This window comes from Neobacillus sp. NPDC093127 (genome assembly GCF_044754175.1).
Classification (GTDB): Bacteria; Bacillota; Bacilli; order Bacillales; family Cytobacillaceae; genus Neobacillus.
Genome location: NZ_JBIVOP010000005.1, coordinates 12844 through 33643 on the forward strand (window position 1 = coordinate 12844; position 20800 = coordinate 33643).

Here is a 20800-nt window from a genome sequence, read left to right on the forward strand (position 1 = left end):
GAAATTCGAACAGCGAATTATGTAAGACAGCAAAATCGATATCTTCTATTAAACTCGGACAATCACCTCCGCCACTTATATAGACTGAATTCTTTAAGATTGTACCTCCAATTGGCAGGCTAAGGTGTGATGTAAATTATATTTACATTCATTTGGCAGTAAAATTAAAAAAGTGTAACAAAACTTTCAAAATTTAAAACGCTCGTTTTGTTTTGATTATATCTACTTACCACAATCACCCCAAAAAACCTGTCCAGTGTAAAGAGAACAAAGGTTAAAAACGAAATATTATGTTTAGTTGATAAGTAATAAATAAAAGCCGAGTTCCACTAAAAGTGAACTCGACTTTGTTGTTGGATATCTTACGAAATAAAGGAAAGAAGAGCCCCTGTGACGGCGGAAAATACAACTACAATCCAAGGCGGACATTTCCAGACCGTTAGTAAACAGAAAGCAGCTAAAGCTAGACAAAAATCGAATGGACTCTTAATTGCTTTTGTCCATACAGGGTTGTATAATGCCGCTAATAAGATCCCGACAACAGCTGCATTAATACCATGAAGTGCTGCCTGAAAACGGGGGCTGTGACGAAGCCAATTCCAAAAAGGAAGTGCTCCTATAATTAATAGAAAAGAAGGAAGAAAGATAGCAATAGTCGCTACAATAGCCCCTTTCCATCCAAAGCTAGCCATTCCCAAATACGATGCAAAGGTAAAGAGCGGTCCTGGAACTGCTTGTGCGGCTCCGTATCCAGCTAAGAATTGATTTGCTGTTAACCACCCCTGAGGAACAACTTCTGCTTGTAATAAGGGAAGTACAACATGTCCTCCCCCAAATACTAAGGCACCTGATCGGTAGAAACCATCAAATAGGGCAATCAGATTGGAATGAGTGAACTGTCTAACTATAGGAAGTAACCCTAACAAAACAAAAAACAAAACCAATAAGATACTAGCTATCTTTTTGTTAAAAGATATAGGGATTAGAACTGAATTAGAATCTGTGGTACTTCGGAACCAAAAAAATCCTATTATTCCAGCTACAATGATAATACCAACCTGACTAAAAACACTCGGAATAATCAAAGTTAGAATTGCGGCAACTATTGCGACAGTGACACGAGGGCGATCAGATGCTAAGTTTTTTGCCATGCCCCACACCGCCTGAACTACTACAGCTACCGCCACAACCAGTAAGCCATGGAGCCAACCTGTCTCGCTAAGAGATGTTCCTTTTAAAAAATAGGCAAACAAGACAAGGACAATGACGGAAGGAAGTGTAAATCCAAGCCAAGAAGAAATTGCACCCAAAAAACCAGCTCGTATAAACCCAATCCCCATACCAACCTGACTGCTTGCTGGACCGGGTAAAAATTGACATAATGCCACCAAATCTGCATATGTTTTCTCATCTAGCCACTTTCGTCGACTTACATATTCCTCTCGGAAATATCCCAAATGAGCAATTGGCCCTCCAAAAGAAGTCAGCCCTAACTTCATAGAAATCAGTAACACTTCAAGTGATAATGAAAGTTTACCTTTTTTCTTTTTAAGATTATTATGTAATACCTTATCCATTTAGTCCCTCCTTCATTATCTGTTTCCGATTTCAAAAATTGATAGTATTGTATCACGTTTATGCAGTGTTTTTAAATAGAGACAATATTAAGAGAACGTTAAATTTATGTAATTCTATAACAAGTGAAAAATAAAAATCTATAAAAAGATTACCTATTAGTAACGGCCCAGATGAGGAATCAGCATAGTTTGATAAATAAGCGGAGAAATTTCTCTTAATTAGGAAATAGCACTGAAAATAGCTTAAATAGACGGAAAGATTCCGACTATTGACTCGAAAAACGTGAAAATGGGTAATTTTGCTATGCTTAATCGGAAAACCTCCGCTTATATACTCCAAACCGGGCTCTATTCTGCGGACTAACCGGAAAATCTCCGCTTATTTTAAATATCACTGGTTACTCAAATAAGGATAAACATCATCTTAACATAGCATTTTTCTATGCAAATTTTTTATGTAATTTCGTCACAAATTGCTCTACCCCAATAAAAAATGAGTGTCAATTTCATATGCAAATTGGCACTCATTTTATTTTACATTTTTAATGTTTGTGATAGGAAACGGAACCCGATAACCTATTAGCTGGTTTTTTTCAAGAAACAAATGGTGTTTTCGACAATTGGAATTGTCCTTTGATTTGGTCCACTCCTCTAATTGTTTAAGGACAATCTATTTTTTTAGAAGTTTTGAAGACTATAAAGATATTTATATGCCTTTTGATCATCTTTTCTTTTTCTCAGACGCAGGAAATGGTGATTTATTTTGCTGTGCAATAGTAAAAAACGGGACTATATGATGAAAGGGTTATAAAATGTAGAATAATAAAACATCTCTTGCCCTTGAAACTCTGTTTTTTTTTGCTACATATTTTCACTTCTCCTCAGCTTATAAAAACGAATCACATTTTTAAGGGTAACTTTAACAACCGAGTAGAGTGGAATGGCGATAATGATTCCTACAAATCCATAAATAGCCCCTGAAATTAACAAAATGAAAATGACTGTTAACGGATGAATATCCAGTTTTTTTCCCATAACTCTTGGTGTAACTAGATTACCATCTATCTGCTGTGCAACGATTACAACTAAAACGACTTTCAAAACCATAAATGGACTTTGTAAAAGTGCGACAAGGACGGCCGGGACCATTCCAATCACTAGGCCAATAAAGGGAACAATCGTCATACACATGGCGAAAATGGCAAGCAATAGACTATTATTCAGGCCAATAATGCAAAAACCGATATACAGCAAGATTCCATCGGATAATGCGATGATACATTGTCCGATTATATAGGCGGATAAAGTCTTATCTATATCAACAAGAATCAAATTTCCCGCTTCCACGTGTTCAACGGGGAGATTTTTTAAGAGAGCGGGCTTCAGTTTCTCGTCATCTCGTAAAAAATAAAAAACAATAAACGGAACAACTGCTAGCACCGTTGCAATACTAGTGATAGTTGATAGGATATTCGTTATATTTTGTTCAACATGATGAAAAAAGGAGTTTGAGAGGGAACTTGCTTTTTCTTCAATCATTCTTAATGAACTGTTTCCAAAGCTATTATGCTTAACCATGTTATGGGACACATTTGATATTTTTTCAACCTTATTTGGAAATTGGTCTGAAAGCTGCTGGACTTGTTGTGCAATCGGTGTACCAGTAAAAAGAACAAAAAGATATCCAGCACCGATGAATAGTAAATAAACAATCAATATACTCCAGTTTTTACTGATATATTTGGAGAAAAAGGTTACAAATGGTCTCATTAAATAATAAATGACTCCGGAAATGAGAATCGGAAAAAATATAGTAGCAATGAATTTTTTAAAGGGCCAAACAAAGTAATCTATTTTCCCAAAAAAGAAAATGATTAATAAAATTAAAAGGATAGCTGTTGCATATTTAAAAAAAGGTCTCTTGATCCACATATCATCCACCCTAGAAGAAAATAGTTATAAAAATACAGAAATTTAATTTGCTGAAAAATTTATTTCTATATAACTATCCTCTTTTTATCCTACATAAACGTATAAAGAAAAATTCGATCGTGAGTAATCTGCGCAATTCTATAATAGGAAAAGTGCTCTTTCATTTGGTAAAACGCCAAATTGCAGAACAACACCTTTAAAGAAAACGGGGTATCTAAGTCAAAGTTTAGGAGAGATTGTAATGGTTGCTAATTAATTGAGTTTAAAAAGATGAAGGGTCTACTGTATTAGACACATAAGCTCATTTACTTGAAAAAATTTTCGGAAGGTATATAATTAAATTATATTCTTAATTCAAGATATTTTAATTAAGAATAATTGGATTAGATAGAAATTATGGGGTACTTTATCGTATTTTATTCAACATTCCAGATATCTTACGATAGTATGATTTTTATTCAAATTTAGAAAGTACTACAAGGGAGGATAATCATAATGATCAATCGTTTTGATGGTAAAGTAGTATTAATTACAGGCGCAGGCTCTGGTTTAGGTCAAGCATCTGCATTACAAGTAGCAAAAGAAGGTGCGAAGCTTTCACTTGTTGATTTAAATGCTGCGTCTTTAGAAGAAACTAAACGGAAAGTGTTAGAAGCCGCACCAAATGCAGAAGTGTTGTTAATCACTGCTAATGTGGCAGATGAAAAAGCAGTTGAAAACTATGTAAACGAAACAGTCGAAAAATATGGAAGAATTGATGGTTTCTTCAACAATGCAGGAATCGAAGGGAAACAAAACCTAACAGAGGATTTTGGTATTGATGAATTCCAAAAAGTCGTAAGTATTAACTTAAATGGTGTGTTTTATGGTATGAAGTTCGTGTTGAAAGTCATGAGAGAACAAGGTTTTGGCTCGATTGTCAATACTGCTTCAGTTGGTGGTATTCGTGGAGTAGGAAATCAATCTGGTTATTCAGCCAGTAAACATGGTGTGGTAGGATTAACAAGAAACTCTGGTATTGAATACGGTCAATATGGTATTAGTATCAAAGCCATTGCACCTGGAGCCATCATGACACCAATGGTCGAAGGTTCATTAAAACAAATGGACCCAGTCAATTGGGAAGAAGTTGGGAAACAATTTGTTGAGCCCAACCCAATGAAGCGGTTTGGCAAACCAGAAGAAGTTGCTTATTTAGTTGCTTTCTTACTCTCAGATCAAGCAAACTTTATCAATGCAACCGTTATTCCAATTGATGGCGGACAATCTTATAAATATTAGTACGGTCAAAGGTAGTCCGGCTACAAAGCATAAACCTGGGTAGTTTACAAATTATAATGGATAATCAAAAGGGCTTTCTATCTATTGGTAGAAAGCTTTTTTAACATAATAGTCATTGAAAAATAATTAATTACTAGTGCTTACTTTTCAACCAGCTAACGAATCCGTAAATAAGAAGCAGTAACACCCCCAACTCAATAGCATGGTCGGCCAAGTTAAGTATTCCGCCAGAGCGAATGATAAAATCTGTCACCTGCCCAAACAAAAGTCGATCAATGCCATTTCCAATTGCTCCTCCGACAAGGAATCCTAAACTACTATCAATGAGAGCACCCTTCATTTCTCCGGTTCTGCGAAAATAATAAACACTTATCACGAACAGCACAGCCACAACTCCGAAGAACCGTGCATAGCCTTGAAATAAACCACCTGCCATCCCGCTATTTTCGATATGTGTGAGTTGAATTCCCCACAATGTAAATGTTTCATTGATGTCAATATAGGCCCGAATTAGATATTTAGAAAGCTGGTCCATCACAATAACAAGAATTGCAAACACATAAAATAGCATATACAGTCCTACTTTCATGCAGAATCATTTGCAGCATATTCATCAGTATAATTGAAAGCTTAATCCTATTCTATTATGAAGCTCTTAAAGGTATATTCGTTGTTGTTAAGTAGAACTGTTGCTAAGTAGCAAGGGCACTATCGAGATTGAGAACGGATCATTTAATTAAAAGGATTCAATACTGTTTTTATTTGACCACGGAATTAGTTGTCATTAAATGCCAAGGAGGCTTTCAAAAGGAATCACGAACTGGTTGGGAAACATATTGTGAATCTGCTTTCAAATAGCAGTGAGCATACTTTAAGGACAATGGTAAGAAGTGAAGAGCAGGCGAACCAACTTAGACAATCAGGTGTTGAAGCTGTTGTATGCAATCTAGAAGGAAGTGTTGATGAAATTGCGGAAGTGATGAAGGGTACAGATGCTGTTATCTTCACTGCGGGCTCTGGGGGCAAAACAGGCCCAGATAAAACCCTGCTTGTTGATTTAGATGGTGCAGTTAAATCAATGGAGGCGGCTGAGAAGGTAGGGGCAAATCGCTATGTAATAGTAAGTGCCTTCCAAGCACATAACCGAGAGAGCTGGAAGGATAGTCCAATTAAACCTTATATGGTAGCGAAGCATTATGCTGATCGTATGTTAGTTGCTACTGAATTGAACTACACAATTGTTAGGCCTGGTTCATTATTAAACGAACCTAGCAAAGGGAAAGTTAAGGTTAGTGAAAATTTACTAAGAGGATCCATTACGCGTGAGGATGTAGCAAAAACAGTTGTGGCTACATTAAATGAGAAAAACACATATCGCCGTTCCTTTGATTTAATGTCTGGTGAAATGGGTATCCAAGAGGCTTTACAGAATATTTAATAGCAAATTGAAACAAATGAGTGCCTGGCCCCTTCCTGAAAATTAGGTGGTGCCTGGCACATTTTTTGTGTTAAAACCTTCACACCCACGAAGAAAGTTCTCATTTTCCTGTTTTTCTTTTTATATAGTCCAATGTTTAAATTATCTTATTATATTAATTTTATAAAAATAATTTATACTCCAATAACTTTGCTTTTTTTCCACTTATCATTTATGCTATATTGTAAAAAGTAAATTCATTCTATTCTGTAAATAAGAATAATCTGATAACTAAGGGGAGATTGAAATGAAGAAGTTTGGTTTATTTAGTTTGTTTTTAATCCTTACAATTTTTATCGCAGCTTGTGGAAGTAGTGACGCAAAAAGCGGGAAAGAGGAAAAGAGTAAGGTGTATAGAGTAGGTGTTGATACAACTTATCCTCCATTTGAATTTAAAGAAGGAAACGACTATAAGGGTATCGATATTGATTTAATCAATGCAGTAGCAAAGAATCAAGGCTTCAAAATTGAACTTTCTGCAATGGATTTTGGTGGAATCATCCCAGCAATGCAAGCTAATCAACTAGATGTGGCTATTGCAGGAATGAGTATTACAGAAGATAGAAAAAAAATAGTAGATTTCTCAACACCATATTTTGATGCAGGTTTAACAGTAGTTGTTAAAAAAGATAATTCAGGCATTAAATCTGTAAATGATCTTAAAGGAAAAAAGGTAGCAGTTAAAAAAGGAACGACAGGTGCGAAATATGCACAAGACAATGCTGCCAAACTAGGAATTACTGTTGTTCAATTTAATGACAGTCCTGCCATGTTCCAGGAAGTATCGAACGGAAATGCAGAAGCACTTATTGAAGATTATCCGGTTATCTCCTATGCAATTGCTCAAAAAGACCTTGGCTTAACAATCGTGGGTGATCGATTGAACGGAGATCAATATGGAATTGCAGTATTAAAAGGACAAAACCAAGATCTTTTGAAAAAAATTAACAAAGGACTTGAAGAGCTTAAAAAAGACGGAACCTATGATCAAATTATAAAAACTTATCTTGGTGAATAATAGATTTGTGAGCAATAGGCGCGCTTATAGCGCGCTTTCTTTTTGAAAGGGGATGATTAGGATGGATATTATTTCTGCAGCTATTCCAATGTTATTAAAAGGACTTCAAGTTACTCTATATATTTTTGTAATAGCTATTATTCTTGGTTTTTTAATTGGTTTAGTAATCGCATTATTAAGATTGGCTCCGAGTAAGATTTTAAACTGGATTGCAAAGGTTTATGTGGATGCGATTCGAGGTACGCCATTTATTGTACAATTGTTTTTTATCTATTTCGGCGTGAATTCTTTACAATTGGTGTCCTTAAACAACACAACAGCTGGGATCGTCACTGTTGCTATTAATGCGGGGGCATATTTTGCTGAGATTATCAGAGCGGGAATTCAATCGATTGATAAGGGACAAACAGAAGCAGCAAGATCGATTGGTTTTACGGGTGCACAAACGATGCGATATGTGGTGCTCCCACAGGCATTTAGAAGAATGCTTCCTACCATTACCAACCAGTCCATTATTAGTTTAAAAGATACTTCTCTATTATCCGTTATTGGGATAGCCGACTTAACACAGCAAGGGCAAATCCAAGCTTCAGCAACCTTCGAGGCTTTCAAGATTTGGCTGACTGTGGGTGTTATTTACTTTATCATAATTTATTTATTAACCATCTTAGCCAATTTCGTCGAAAGGAGGATTCAGCTTCGATGAGCATGATCAAAGTTAAAAATCTAAGAAAATCGTTTGGTAAGATAGAGGTTTTAAAGGATATTAATGCAGAGGTACAAGAACAAGAGGTAGTTTGTGTAATAGGTCCATCCGGTTCAGGAAAGAGTACGTTCCTTCGCTGCTTAAATCGCCTAGAGGAAATTTCAGGTGGCGAAGTAGTCATTAACGGACAGGATATCACAGACAACAAGATCAATATCAACAAAGTTAGACAAGAAGTGGGAATGGTTTTTCAGCAATTCAATCTATTCCCTCATAAAACCGTCTTAGAAAACATCACGATGGGACCCATTAAAATTCGCACTACCGACAAATCAGCTGCGGATAAATTAGCATTTGAGCTGCTTGATAAAGTAGGATTAAGAGAAAAAGCTAATAGTTTTCCGGGCGAACTATCCGGAGGGCAAAAACAACGTGTTGCCATCGCAAGGGCGCTGGCAATGAATCCTAAAATCATGCTTTTTGACGAGCCGACATCTGCACTTGACCCTGAAATGGTCGGAGATGTATTAGAAGTAATGAAACAGCTTGCTAAAGAAGGGATGACAATGGTGGTGGTTACCCATGAAATGGGCTTTGCACGTGAAGTGGGGGACCGGGTCATATTCATAGACGGCGGCTATATTGTGGAAGAAAATGAACCAAATGAGTTGTTCAGTAACCCTCAGCATAAACGAACCAAGGCGTTCTTAAGTAAAGTCCTATAATCAATCATTTACATTCTATTGAGTTGGAAAATAAATATAAGGTGCAAGCACTAACCAGAAATTTGGAAGGTGCCTGGCACTATTTTTCTGTAAAATTTCTACAGAGTTGGAGTAAAAGTAAACATTCTATTTCTGGATGTAGCGTGTCGAGATTGCTTGAAAAGGGGAAGACATAGAACTTGGTTGTGGGCACGGTTTACTTCAATGGGAAATTGGCGGTAACAAAATCTCCCGCCATGTTTTGGTAACAAAATTAGAGATCAAATTTGATGCTAAGAAAGGTGTTTTTTACCTGCTACCTACAAGTAACGGCTCCGCGATGGAGACTTACATGTTATTACATATTGATTTTCCGAACGACACGCGGGTTATAAAATTGGAAAGTCTAGTCCAAGAGCTCGAATTTTCACCAGTTGAAGGGGATCGAATCCAACAATTCTTCCAGGAAGTTGTTCACACAATAAGTCCTGAGGGATTATTTGCGTCTGATAAAAAGGCAAGCATAAAAAACATAACCATTCCAATTATTTCTTACAGTCCAGCCTTATTCTTAAGAAACACAGGCGGCAGGTTTTGGCAGCAAGATTTAACAAATGCCATTGAAAAAATTCAGACGGGTTTTCCTGTCCCGGAAACCATCAAAAAATTGATCACAGTGATTCGGATGTTGATTTAAAGAGTCTCTCACCAGAATTGGAAGCAGTTGACCAGGAATAATTTTTCCCGCTGCCGGCCATTAAAGAGCAGCAATTGATTCCTGAGAAATTAGCCGCAAATAGTGGGGGAGTGATTCAGGGACCACCAGGGACTGGCAAAAGTCATACGATTGCCAATTTAATTAGCCACCTTCTTACCCATGGGAAAAGAGTCCTTGTTACCAGTGAAAAGGACCGGGCATTACATGTTTTGAAAAATAAGATTCCTGAAGAGATTCGTCCCCTTTGTGTCAGTGTTTTAGGAGGGGACTCTAAATCTGTCAAAGAAATCGAGGATTCCGTTCACGTTATTGCCGAAAATATTGATTCCAAACAACCGGAGATTTTACAAAAGAACATCGAGCGGTTAAATACAGAATTACAAGATACAAAGAAGAGGATTGAACAAATCGATCACATGATAAATGATGCGGCAGAAAGGGAATACCAATTAAAAAAATTTGGTAATTTGGAGATTAGTCCTCTACAAGCTGCTATATGGCTGAAAAAGTTTGAAGAGTTCGCTTTGTTACCTGGCAGAATTAAATGGGATACGCCATTCCCGTAGATACATGTGCCAGGCACTAACCAGAAAACTGTAAGGTGCCTGCCAATTTTTTGTTGTATCCATTTGAAAGTTATTTGAACATTACTAGACTCATTTTATAAAGACTAATTGATTTGGAAGATGTAGTTGAATTAGGGGGTTTCCGCAAACTAATAAAGTAACAGTGTATTAAGAAATTGAATAAATAATTGGAAAATAAAAAAAAGTGGGAATTTCGTGGTAAAATATTCACAAGAGATAAATATTAATAATTGTAGGTATTCCGTTATTAGACTGGTATTAAATAAGTTGAAAAATAGAGATATTTATATAGTAGTAATAATAAACTCGGAAAGAAATGCCAAGTTAATGCTGAATGATGTAGCTGAGAAGTTTGGATTATTAACTAGTACTTTAGAGTATAAAGAAAAAATACAAGGCGGGGAATTACCATGAAATTAGTCCTTAGCAGAAAAGGGTTTGATTCCGGTAGTGGAGGGTGTTTTTCTCCATATAGTTACGACACAGGAAAATACATTTGGTTTCCAATACCAGAAAAGGTAAATAGGTATTCAAATCATATACAATATAGGGATATACTAGTAAAAAATGAATATATTTGCGGTTTAAAAGGTTGTAATCTAAGTGAGGTTTATAACAGTTTAAAAGGAACGGACCGTGTAAAGTTACGGAAAAATGAGTACGCTTACATAAACAATGATGAATTATTTGCTCACTTCGATCCAATGCTAGGAATACCTCCTTGGATAGAAGAAAATGAAAACTGTAAGATTGGTAAGGGGTTTGGACAATTTAATGCAGCACCTCATTTAAGAAAGCACAACGTAAATGAAGGATCAATCTTTTTATTTTTTGGTGGTTTTCAATCGACTTCAAATAAAAAAATATCCGGCCATTATATTTATGGCTGGTTAAAAGTAAAGAAGAGAATAGAAACTTATAAGGAATGTAAAGAATTACTTGAAGAATACCACCTGCATCATCATCCCCACATCACAGAAGCAGCTTTTACTAGAAACCAGAAAAACTTCATTTTTGTACCCGATCAATGGTTATTTGAGGATTTAAAAATACCAGGCTGTGGTTACTTTACAACGCTTAACAATCATCTATTGCTTTCCAACAGTAAAGAATCGAACATAGCTACCTGGAAACTACCAAACCTTTTTTATAAAAATCTTACACAAGTTCATCAAAAGACATGGCAAAATACACTGGATGGATTTTGTACTGTGAAAACAGGGATTGGGCAAGAGTTCGTTACCCAACTGTCAGAAAAAGGAGAAGAATGGTTGAGGGATCTATTCTTGAAAAACCAAAATAATATTTATCGTCATGAAACGGTTGTTTCAAATAGAAAAGTCGATTTTTTGGACTTTAAAGAATATTTATCACAGAAACATATACTCAAAAAAGGAGAAAGAAAATTAAAGCCTATTTCTGTTGAACAATATATTAATAGACTAGAAAACATGCGTCGCCTAGGTATATATAAAGAAGAAAAACAAATTGATTCTATTTTGGTTGGGAAAATCCAAGAACAGTATAAAGATTGGAAAACATATGTGAAGACGATTGAGCATTATTTATCATCAAAGTACAATTAATCGATTAAAAACCTGAAAAATTTATTTGTAGTGGAGAGAAAAATGGGGAAATTCTTTGTTCCATCACATAATTCTAGTGCCTGATCCCCGAGAAATTAAAGTGTTACAGAGCTGGGGATCAGGAATGTTTTTCCGACCCTAAAAACTCAGCTTGCGGAGGGGGGGTTATAGTTTTTTCCCTAATATATAACAATTAATGCCTTCATTATGATTAAATCGTATGGGTGGTTTTATTATGACAATTGCTGAAATTCATGGAAAGCTTTCTCCTTTTGAGCACATGGAAGATTTACTTACCTCAGATGTATTTTCGACCTTTAAGTATCTTAATGTCAACATCGGCCTCATTCCGTTTCTGAAAAAAGCAACAGGCTTTGAGGACAATGCTCCACCTGATTTTCTCGAGGATATTGTGGAAGCGGATTATGTCTTTTGGCCAAGAACGACCTATTTAAACAGAGAACCCGATGTCCTAATCATCCTAACGAAAAAAGATCAATCCACAATATCTGTTTTAATAGAAGCAAAATACCATTCAGGAAAAAGTAATGCGTATCGAGAAGAAGGCGCAACTGATAAAGAAAACAACCCATTAGAACATTTAGATGGGGACCAACTTGCCGAATTATTCAAGGAACTTCAGGACGGAAAAATCTATATTGGTGATCGCCTCATAAGAGACAAATATATTCAATCGGCAGGCAACCGATATCTATTTTTCGTAACTGCCCATTACACTTCACCACGGCACGATATCGAAGAAACCTTTAAAGTATTAGAGAAAAAACAGTATTTTAATCAAAATTATCATAATTTCTTTTGGGTTAACTGGATAAGCATCATTAGTGCCATTGATGAAGTGAATTCAAGGGAAACCTGGCAAAATGCCCCTACAATGCGCTATTTGCTATCAGATTTGAAGGCATTGCTGAAAAGGAAAGGCTTGGTTCCATTTCATGGATTTACTAAACCTAATAGAAAAATTTCAGCAATGGGTTCCTTTTTTTGGCAAGTATCTGAGAAGGACCAACAGTTTTTTTCAGGAATTGAAGTTAGTAAACTTTTAAAAATTGAAAACCTTTTTTGGATGGAGGAATAAGGGATGGCAACCGGAAAAGAAATAAAAGGAATCTACGATATGATGAAAACAATCTGCCAAGAAACCAGCAAATTAATGATTGTGATTAATGACTTGATGGAAAATGAGGGGTTTAAAGCAGTTAGTGGTGGCAGCGTAATGTGGGATCGGTCATCACATTTTCGCTATCCAGAATATTGGCTTCCATACTTCTTACAGCGAGTGTTTGCTAAGGGTGAAAATCTGAAGAAAGGTGTAGGTATTAATATTATTTTTGATGGAAGCAACCATGGATTAGAGAATACTATTCCCTTTATAACATGTGGACTTTTGGAATCTCAAAAGGAGAAATTGAATAAAAGTAATGAGCTATATAATGCAGGATGGACAGATAACGACGAAGATGAGAAAACGGCAGATGGCAAGCTTTTTAACACAATTTTTTCAAAAATTGGAGTTACTACAACGACATACTTTCTTCCAATTGATATTTTAAACAACCAAGAAAAAGTCCACCAATACATCATCAAACCTCTTATTTGTCTCTATAAAGGACAGCTTGATGAAGCCAAAAATATGATTTCTGATATTGCTATTGGATTGGAAGAAATTGTACACCAAGGTTTTTAGTAGGATTTAGAAATCATTATCTAAACGCTTTCGATGAAAGGGTTTAAATGCCATTTATGATAAAACAAATTACTAAAAAGATGGATTTATCGTTATCCATGTTGAAAGTCAAGCTCAATACCAGCAGAATTTTAATGAAAGAATGTTTATCTACTTCGGTCGCCTCTATGAAAAATACCGCAGAAAGATCCTTCCAATTGGAATCTTCAGCCATGATTCGAATAGAAAAGAGCCTGACACCTTCTCGATGGATTTTCCATTTTTACCGGTATTGAATTTTCGATTTTTGACCATTCAATTAAAAAAGGAAAACTGGCGAAACTACCTGCGCAAAGATAACGGGATGCCAATCCAAGAAATTGCTGAAATGACAGGGCTGGAAATAGAGGAGATTGAAAAATGTAAATTTTAACCAAAATCTTATCTCTCTAGAAAATTTAATCTAAAAGTACATGTGATTTTGGTATCAGTCCCCTGGTGCGTTAAAGCTTTACTTCACTGGGGGACTGACACCATTTCTGGGGGGATTGTAAAGTTTGTTTCTATGTGGAAGTAATAAATTTGAATTATTAAGAACTAATGTTCCATAATTTAACTAAGTAAGTTTGAAGATGATTTTGTGAATGCCTAAATTAACAATGGAAGGTTTATTTTTTTTCTAGATGTGGAAACATTAAAGCGATACATATTGTTGGACGAATAACAAATAAATATTTACGGATAAAAATCAGGAGGAAATGATTATGACAGTTAAATTTGAACAAGAGTTAGCAACATCACAAGGAAGTACACCGCCAAAATGGACAAGTGAAGCAACATATTATTTTGAAAATGAACATGGTGAACAATGGATTGCAAAATGTGATGGAGAAAAATTAATGATTGCCGGACTTGATATAGGTTGGAAAGAAATTATTTTAAATCATTCACAAGTTTTAGATTATCTTGAATTTCAGAAAGAAGCTAATTTGGCAACAAGTGATAAAAAATTGATTGCTTTAATAGAGAAATGGAAAGAGAGTGAAAATCCTTTAAGTAACTGGATTTTTAATACAGGAGAAAAATACGGGCTGCTAGCAGTTTTACATTCATCAAAATTACGAATGGAATTTCATAATCCAAATCCTCAATAAAACTATATTCCACATAGATTAAAAAATGAGCAGGAGGCAGTCAAAATAATGAGTATTACAAAGTTATATTTCACACCACAAGAAATTGCGGACGAAATTAATGAAAAGGATAAAGAAAAAGTTGATTCAAATGAAATACGATTACATTGCCGTTACCCAGAGCATCATGGACAAGAACTTGATCATATTAAAAAAGGGAATCGATATTTTATCACTCGAAAAGGAAGAGAAGAAGCATTAAAATATTATTCACCTGAAGAGCAAGAAAGAAGAGAAAAAGAAGCAATGATAAAATTTGAAATTTATATGAAATTAAATGGCATATTTAAATCAAATAAAAAACCGCTTTGATTAATGGTGACAGGCACCACCCGGGTTTTGTTGGACTTTATCGAAGTTAATCGTAAAACGATTCTGAAATTACCATCCTGCTATTCTATAGTAAAAAAAAGTATGATCAAAAATACGCGTTGCATAAGACCTTAACCAGGTTATACGCATCGCGTTTACTTTATTTATTATTTTTAATTTAAATTCCAAACTAGCGCATAATGATTACGGCCAAGAAAATGTACCAGTAAATGACAGATGATTACCTCCACATCTTCCGGCTGATCAAAGTTAAAAGCTATATGTGTTAGAATATAAACAAAGTTAAAATATTTAGAAAGGAGATACCAAATATGATTATGAGTATTATTATTTTAGCATCCGTGCTTTTATGGGGTGCAGTAATCCATGAACTAAGTAAGCCTTCAAAAAAGCAAAACAACCGAAAAATTGTATCTTTGGCATCTTTAGGCTCTTTATCAACTTTAGTTATTACTATTTCGCTTTTTCAAAACCTTCTATTTTAAAATTTGTTTTCCGCTATAGGACGCAATAATGGAATAAGGTTTATGCCTGTTTCCATTAAAGGGCATTTTATTTAAGAGTAGCAGGTATGATCTGATTAAAAAGTGAAAGGTGGTTCTAACATGGGGTTAGTCATGGCAAATGCGCCTGTTGTAATAGTGGGAGGGATTGTAGTATATGTAGTTGAAAGGCTTAAACATAAATATAACCAAGGTAACCTAGGTATGAAAAAATCCAAAGGCGCTCAAGATTTATTAAATTGTTTAATACCAATGGGAATGCTTTTTGGTTGTGCTATCGGTGTGATTTTTGGCATATTTTTTCCAATCTCTCTAATATTTACAGTTAGTTTAGGAGCTGGAATAGGCTATTTATTTGGATTTTTTGCTTATGAAATTTATAGTAAGAAAGGAAACAATTATTCATAAATAGCTATCCGGCATATAGACCTGATCTTAATAAGCGTTAAGGGTTGGATAAAACCCTGCACTATGCAAGAAATTAAAAAATGTGGTACAAAAGGCAAACAATGCTGCAGCCAACTATAAGCTGTAGCATTGTTTCAATACAAAACCTAATTTACCTAACGGTTATAGGGATGTGCTTAGAAATCGAATTTCCTCTCCACTAAAACAATTGCATTTGCTCGGTGAACTGTTTTCTTTATTATTTAATGAAACATATCCTAATGACTTATACCCACTTTGCCGTTTTTCAAACATTGTTTTTAATATAGGGACATGCGCATCAACATAATCGAAAACTTTAACCTCTTGCTTATTAGAGTGAATTCGGTGCAACCGTCCAACATATTGCTGGAGTGTACCTTTCCAAGATATGGGCATGGCTAAAAACAAAGTGTCTAAACGCGGATCATCAAAACCTTCACCAATGTATTTACCGGTTGCGATTATTAGTCGCTCTTCGTTATCTGGGATGTTAGCCAGGCGTTCCATTTCCGTCCTTCGTTCTTTTTTATTCATTTTCCCTGTAAGGATAATAATGTTTTTAGCAAAACCTTTAAATTTATCACGAAGGAATTCAAGATGTTCAATTCTCTCTGTCAATACAATTGGGGAACTTCCTTTATCTAATTCATTTAAAACATCATCAAATAGTGATTGATTTCGCTGTTCATCCTTTGATATGGACTGGTAGATTTCTTGAAGATTAGTTGAACTTAAGTTGAAATTCGTATATCTCGGTATTAATGTATGCTTAAATGGGCGAATTTTTGCTTGGGTTTTTGCATCCGTTTTGTAGCGTACTGGGCCGCACTGCATAAAGATAATAGGATGCAGTCCGTCCTTTCGAATAGGTGTTGCTGTCAAACCATATACATACTTAGCGCGGACTCGTTTTATCACTTTTTCAAAGCTGTATGCAGAGATATGATGGCATTCGTCAACAATAATCTGACCATATTGAGTAATAAATGATTTTAACTCACCCTTGGAATTTAGACTTTGAATGGTAGCAACATCAATTTGTCCGGTTATATTCTTTTTGCCGCCGCCAATTTGTCCAATTTCTTTAGTTGGTATATCGAGGAAAGTAGATAAACTTTCCACCCATTGTTGAAGGAGTTGGGTCCTATCCACAATAATTAAGGTATTTATTTTCCTGTTAGCGATAAGTGCCGCAGCCGTAACCGTTTTTCCAAAACCAGTAGATGCTGCGAGTGTCCCATTTTCATGTTCCAATAATTTTTGGACGGCATCTTCTTGCTGCGATGTTAGTTGCCCATTAAAGTTAACTTGAAGATCGTCTCCTTCAAAAGATTCATTTTCTATTTCGAGTTCTATCGAATATCCATTTAACAGTTTTTCTAATTCTTCATAACAGCCACGGGGAAGTATTAGATATTCAGAATTCTCCTCATAGCAGCTAATCACCTTTTGAATCCCATATGTTGACATTCGCTTGGACTGTGCTTTATAAAACTCAGGATTATTGAAAGTAGCTAAGTTCATCATTTTTGAAAAAATTACAGAAGGTATTCCTTCTTTTCGGATATACAGCCCATTTTTTATAATGACCGTGATTTTCTTAGGGGTAGCTAAATTCAAAACAGGTTCATTAACTTGTAAATGTCCAAGTTTATTTAAAGCTGCTAAAACATCCTGTTTATTCATTTTTTCAATAGAAGATAAATACAGCCATTGATCTTCAAAGGGTATAAAATTTTCGTCAACAAATACACTATTCCCTTCTTTCTTAGAACGGAGTTGAAGCGGCAAAGCGATAAGATTGCCAAATCCACCGCTAGGAAGTGTATCTTGATTTGGCAGCATTCGATCAAATGAGTCAAACCCAATTTGATGTCTTCTTTCATGAGTTTTCGTTAAGAGATGCATACCAAGTTTTCTTGCTATAGCAGCTGAAACTTTTTCTGAAAAGAAGATCCATACATGTGCACCTTTTCCTGAACGAGATCGTTCTATGTACACGGGAATATGACTATTTTTGCATTCCTTTACAAATGCTAATACGTCCTGTTGCCAGTTTTGTTTATCAAAATCGAATGCAAGAAAAAAACACGTATCATCTTGAAGAAGGGGGTATATTCCGACTGTTTTTTTTCCACTTAGATGGTTATATAGTACTTGATCGTTAAGTGGAGTTAACCTCCGATGCTGACAGGCGGAACATTTAATTTGTGGTTTCTGGCAAATCGGTTTTTGCCATTCCAAATCGCATGCCGGGGTGTAACCCATCTTTCCATTGTTAGATTCATATCGGTATGCAAATACATCTGTTCTGCCCTTAAATAAACTTTTAAAAAGATTGATTTTATTTATTGGTAGCGCTCTATTACTAATAATGTTTGCATCTGTTGTAATTTCTGCTTTTTCTTCCCGTTGATGCATCATATTTGATAGCAGCCGTTTTAGATGTTCATTTTCTTTTTTTAGCTGATTTAACTCTTTTATTACAAGATCATATTTCATTTTATTCCCTCAAAATAGTTTGGTTTTGTATAATTCAATTATACAATAATAGGAAAGTCAAATTCAAAAAGTGTAATATTTGCGGGGCTATTTGTTTGTTAAAATTTTGTGAAGCTCGCTTAATATACAAGAATTTTTTACAAACAAATGCTATAATTTTCTTGTTATTTCATTTCATATCTCATTCGTGCCTCTATGCATTTTCCATCTAACTCATCTCTCTATCATTAAAACTCCATTAAAAAAGTAGTTAATTTATCTTCCTTTAAAACCTCTATTTCATTTTTTCATCTTTTTAATAACAGTATTTCTTGATTGAACATTTAAATAGAGAAAAATAAAAATAGGAGTGGTAGACAATGGCATCACACATCGATCATGACCGATTATTTAAGGAATTGCTGTCAACGTTTTTCGAAGAATTCATTCTGTTATTCTTTCCAAATGCTTATGAGGAAATAGATATTCATGTTTCCGTTTTCTATCCGAAGAAATTGTAACGGATGTAACGGAAGGGGAAAAATACAGACTAGACCTTTTAGTCGAAACAAAGCTAAAAGGTGAAGATGGATTAATCGTTATCCATGTGAAAGTCAAGCTCAACGCCAGCACAATTTTAATGAAAGAATGTATATCTACTTCGGGCGCCTCTATGAAAAATACCGCAGAAAGATCCTTCCAATTGCAATCCTTAGCCATGATTCGAATAGAAAAGAGCCTGACACCTTCTCGATGGATTTTCCATTTTTATCGGTATTGGATTTTCGATTTTTGACCATTCATATAAAAAAGGAAAACTGGCGAAACTACCTTCGCCAAGATAACCCAGTCGCAGCGGCGCTGTTAAGTAAAATGGGGTATAATGAAAGGGAGAAAACAGAGTTAAAAGTGGAGTTTTTATTTATGTTGCTCCGCTTGAAATTGAATCCTGCAAGAAAAACCTTAATCATGGGTTTTTTCGATACCTATTTACAGTTAACAGAAGAAGAAGAACAAAAAGTCATAGAAGAGGTGAGGGAAATGAGTGCAAAAGAGGCCGATAAAGTAATGGAAATTATTAATTCATATGAAAGACGAGGAAGAGAACTTGGAAAAGAAGAAGGAAAAATAGAGGAAAACTGGAAGCCATTAGGATGGTTGCAAAAAGGATGAAAGAAAAGGGTAGACCAATTCAAGAAATTGCTGAAATGACAGGTTTGCAAATAGAGGAGATTGAGCGATTGTAGGTGATTGGGAATTAGTATCAGTAAAGCAGCTATTAAATTGAACCGTACCAAACAGGATATTAAGCAAACAACTTTATCTTAAATAACAAGAAATAAAGCATACAGAGCAGCTATTGTCGGACATGAGTGCTCTATGTTTCATGCCGATGGACCGGTTAGTTATGAATTCTAATACAAGGGGGTGAATTTTGGACGTACTCCATTATCAATCTATTTATTTGCCTTTTCAATTTCTTTATTAAGGCACCACCCTGGTTGTGATCAATTTCAAAACTATAAAATTGGTCACATTAACTTTTATCATAAGATCTAAATGGATTTGACCCTAGTTAATTCTAATCGACAATTAAATTTAGGAGTGATTTTAATGAAAACATATGAAGCATTAGAATGGCTTAAAAGTAACAACAATCCATCAGCGTTAGCAACTGATAGGTTTGGTGAAACTGCTAATGCAGTAAAATTTGTTGAAAAAATCTATGAACTTGGTGCACTAATGGTAAATGTTATAGGTATTCTTGATGAACAAGAAAGAATAGAAGATGAAGGGGGACCATATGCTACAGCTCTGATTGTAGATTTACCGCAAGACCACGAAAAGCGAAATAGGATTATTGAGTTTTATAAAAAAGAAATTGAAGAACAGGGGATATGCGAAGGAGAAGGAATTCTGGAATGGAATGAAAGCAAAATAAAAGAAGGTAAGCTAGGGTTTGGTTGGGGCTAATATGTATCCCGCTGTAGAAACGTTTTATGGAAATATAATGCTTGTTTGTCGATTGCGTGTTCTAAAGCATTTCTAGTTGTTCCATGATTGTGTCAACCGGAGTCTTTTCCACATTAATAAAATAGAGCATGGTGGAAAGGGAAGTTAGTCCTTCGTCAATCCAAGCATGATAATAGGGGGCGTTGCTCACCACATGATAGAACCATTGGTGTGCTGTTTCATGGACAACTGTTTCATTAATTGCAGGTTCCTCAGGTGTGGTATTAACTTCTACAATCCCGGGATATTCCATTCCACCGCCGTTTATTACAATATCCAACTGCTTAAACGGATACGGTCCAAACTTTTGTTTAAAATAGCTTAAAACTTTTTTAACCTCGAGCGTTTCTTCAATCTTTTTAGCATCACTTTGACTTCCAATCACTCGGATGGAGACGCCATCAGCCACTGTGGACTTTACCATCATATCTTTAACGATGGCCATATAAAATTCTTTAATATGCTTCATGGAAACCGTTCCATTATTCGCGCCTTCCTTAGCATCTTGTTCCGCAGAACTAAAAACGGAATACCCCTGGGGTACCTGGTAATGAACCCTGACACTCTGCACGCAT

General features: G+C 35.4%; 21 protein-coding genes and 1 pseudogene. 17 read left to right on the top strand and 5 right to left on the bottom strand.

The genetic code is table 11. From position 1 onward, the window contains the following. Positions 1–362: 362 nt before the first annotated feature. Both ACIQCO_RS08620 and ACIQCO_RS08625 read right to left on the bottom strand, forming a co-directional pair. Positions 363–1577: a chromate transporter gene (locus ACIQCO_RS08620; RefSeq protein ID WP_400427473.1), complete on the bottom strand. Its 1215-nt coding sequence runs from the start codon at positions 1575–1577 to the stop codon at positions 363–365. Positions 1578–2438: 861 nt separating this feature from the next. After that, positions 2439–3509, bottom strand: coding sequence for an AI-2E family transporter (locus ACIQCO_RS08625; RefSeq protein WP_400427474.1), 1071 nt, complete (start codon positions 3507–3509; stop codon positions 2439–2441). Between the two features lie 495 nt (positions 3510–4004). Between ACIQCO_RS08625 and ACIQCO_RS08630 the strand changes: the two genes are divergently transcribed. Beyond that, the gene (locus ACIQCO_RS08630) at positions 4005–4790 is read left to right on the top strand and encodes an SDR family oxidoreductase (RefSeq protein ID WP_400427476.1); all 786 of its coding nucleotides are present in this window, start codon (positions 4005–4007) and stop codon (positions 4788–4790) included. Positions 4791–4923: 133 nt separating this feature from the next. On the opposite strand, the gene lspA is transcribed toward ACIQCO_RS08630, so the two are convergent. After that, positions 4924–5379 carry a signal peptidase II gene (gene lspA / locus ACIQCO_RS08635; protein WP_400427477.1) on the bottom strand — a complete coding sequence of 152 codons (456 nt, stop codon included), beginning with the start codon at positions 5377–5379 and terminating at the stop codon, positions 4924–4926. A 231-nt stretch (positions 5380–5610) separates the two neighbouring features. On the opposite strand from lspA, the gene ACIQCO_RS08640 reads away from it, so the two are divergent. From ACIQCO_RS08640 to ACIQCO_RS08705, 14 genes are all read left to right on the top strand, one after another. Continuing rightward, positions 5611–6228, top strand: a complete 618-nt coding sequence (locus ACIQCO_RS08640; RefSeq protein ID WP_400427946.1) for an SDR family oxidoreductase — start codon at positions 5611–5613, stop codon at positions 6226–6228. 286 nt (positions 6229–6514) lie between these two features. Continuing rightward, entirely contained in the window at positions 6515–7285 is a 771-nt protein-coding gene (locus ACIQCO_RS08645) for a transporter substrate-binding domain-containing protein (RefSeq protein WP_400427478.1), read from the top strand. Positions 7286–7346: 61 nt separating this feature from the next. Next, positions 7347–7991 (top strand): amino acid ABC transporter permease, encoded by a 645-nt coding sequence (locus tag ACIQCO_RS08650; protein ID WP_400427479.1) that lies wholly within the window; start codon positions 7347–7349, stop codon positions 7989–7991. Further along, positions 7988–8716 carry an amino acid ABC transporter ATP-binding protein gene (locus tag ACIQCO_RS08655; protein WP_400427480.1) on the top strand — a complete coding sequence of 243 codons (729 nt, stop codon included), beginning with the start codon at positions 7988–7990 and terminating at the stop codon, positions 8714–8716. Before ACIQCO_RS08650 ends, ACIQCO_RS08655 begins: the two co-directional genes overlap by 4 nt. 331 nt (positions 8717–9047) lie before the next feature. After that, entirely contained in the window at positions 9048–9392 is a 345-nt protein-coding gene (locus ACIQCO_RS08660) for a hypothetical protein (RefSeq protein WP_400427481.1), read from the top strand. Positions 9393–9466: 74 nt separating this feature from the next. Then, positions 9467–9979, top strand: coding sequence for an AAA domain-containing protein (locus ACIQCO_RS08665; RefSeq protein WP_400427483.1), 513 nt, complete (start codon positions 9467–9469; stop codon positions 9977–9979). A gap of 431 nt (positions 9980–10410) precedes the next feature. After that, positions 10411–11586 (top strand): Nmad3 family putative nucleotide modification protein, encoded by a 1176-nt coding sequence (locus ACIQCO_RS08670; RefSeq protein WP_400427484.1) that lies wholly within the window; start codon positions 10411–10413, stop codon positions 11584–11586. Between the two features lie 235 nt (positions 11587–11821). Next, positions 11822–12685 carry a hypothetical protein gene (locus tag ACIQCO_RS08675; RefSeq protein ID WP_400427486.1) on the top strand — a complete coding sequence of 288 codons (864 nt, stop codon included), beginning with the start codon at positions 11822–11824 and terminating at the stop codon, positions 12683–12685. Between the two features lie 3 nt (positions 12686–12688). Next, positions 12689–13294 (top strand): hypothetical protein, encoded by a 606-nt coding sequence (locus ACIQCO_RS08680; RefSeq protein WP_400427487.1) that lies wholly within the window; start codon positions 12689–12691, stop codon positions 13292–13294. Between the two features lie 142 nt (positions 13295–13436). Further along, positions 13437–13706 carry a hypothetical protein gene (locus ACIQCO_RS08685; RefSeq protein ID WP_400427488.1) on the top strand — a complete coding sequence of 90 codons (270 nt, stop codon included), beginning with the start codon at positions 13437–13439 and terminating at the stop codon, positions 13704–13706. Between the two features lie 331 nt (positions 13707–14037). Next, entirely contained in the window at positions 14038–14427 is a 390-nt protein-coding gene (locus ACIQCO_RS08690; protein WP_400427489.1) for a hypothetical protein, read from the top strand. A 48-nt stretch (positions 14428–14475) separates the two neighbouring features. Further along, the gene (locus ACIQCO_RS08695; RefSeq protein ID WP_400427490.1) at positions 14476–14778 is read left to right on the top strand and encodes a hypothetical protein; all 303 of its coding nucleotides are present in this window, start codon (positions 14476–14478) and stop codon (positions 14776–14778) included. 332 nt (positions 14779–15110) lie between these two features. Continuing rightward, positions 15111–15284, top strand: coding sequence for a hypothetical protein (locus ACIQCO_RS08700; RefSeq protein WP_400427492.1), 174 nt, complete (start codon positions 15111–15113; stop codon positions 15282–15284). A 120-nt stretch (positions 15285–15404) separates the two neighbouring features. Beyond that, on the top strand, positions 15405–15710 hold the full coding sequence (locus tag ACIQCO_RS08705; RefSeq protein WP_400427493.1) for a hypothetical protein: 306 nt from the start codon (positions 15405–15407) through the stop codon (positions 15708–15710). Positions 15711–15872: 162 nt separating this feature from the next. Here ACIQCO_RS08705 and ACIQCO_RS08710 read toward each other — a convergent pair whose 3' ends face one another. Beyond that, positions 15873–18233 carry a TOTE conflict system archaeo-eukaryotic primase domain-containing protein gene (locus ACIQCO_RS08710; RefSeq protein ID WP_400427494.1) on the bottom strand — a complete coding sequence of 787 codons (2361 nt, stop codon included), beginning with the start codon at positions 18231–18233 and terminating at the stop codon, positions 15873–15875. A gap of 359 nt (positions 18234–18592) precedes the next feature. Between ACIQCO_RS08710 and ACIQCO_RS08715 the strand changes: the two are divergent. Further along, positions 18593–19459, top strand: a pseudogene (locus ACIQCO_RS08715) (Rpn family recombination-promoting nuclease/putative transposase). A 367-nt stretch (positions 19460–19826) separates the two neighbouring features. After that, positions 19827–20186, top strand: coding sequence for a hypothetical protein (locus tag ACIQCO_RS08720; protein ID WP_400427495.1), 360 nt, complete (start codon positions 19827–19829; stop codon positions 20184–20186). A gap of 61 nt (positions 20187–20247) precedes the next feature. On the opposite strand, the gene ACIQCO_RS08725 is transcribed toward ACIQCO_RS08720, so the two are convergent. Continuing rightward, positions 20248–20796 (bottom strand): M1 family aminopeptidase, encoded by a 549-nt coding sequence (locus ACIQCO_RS08725; RefSeq protein WP_400427496.1) that lies wholly within the window; start codon positions 20794–20796, stop codon positions 20248–20250. Between the last annotated feature and the right edge of the window lie 4 nt (positions 20797–20800).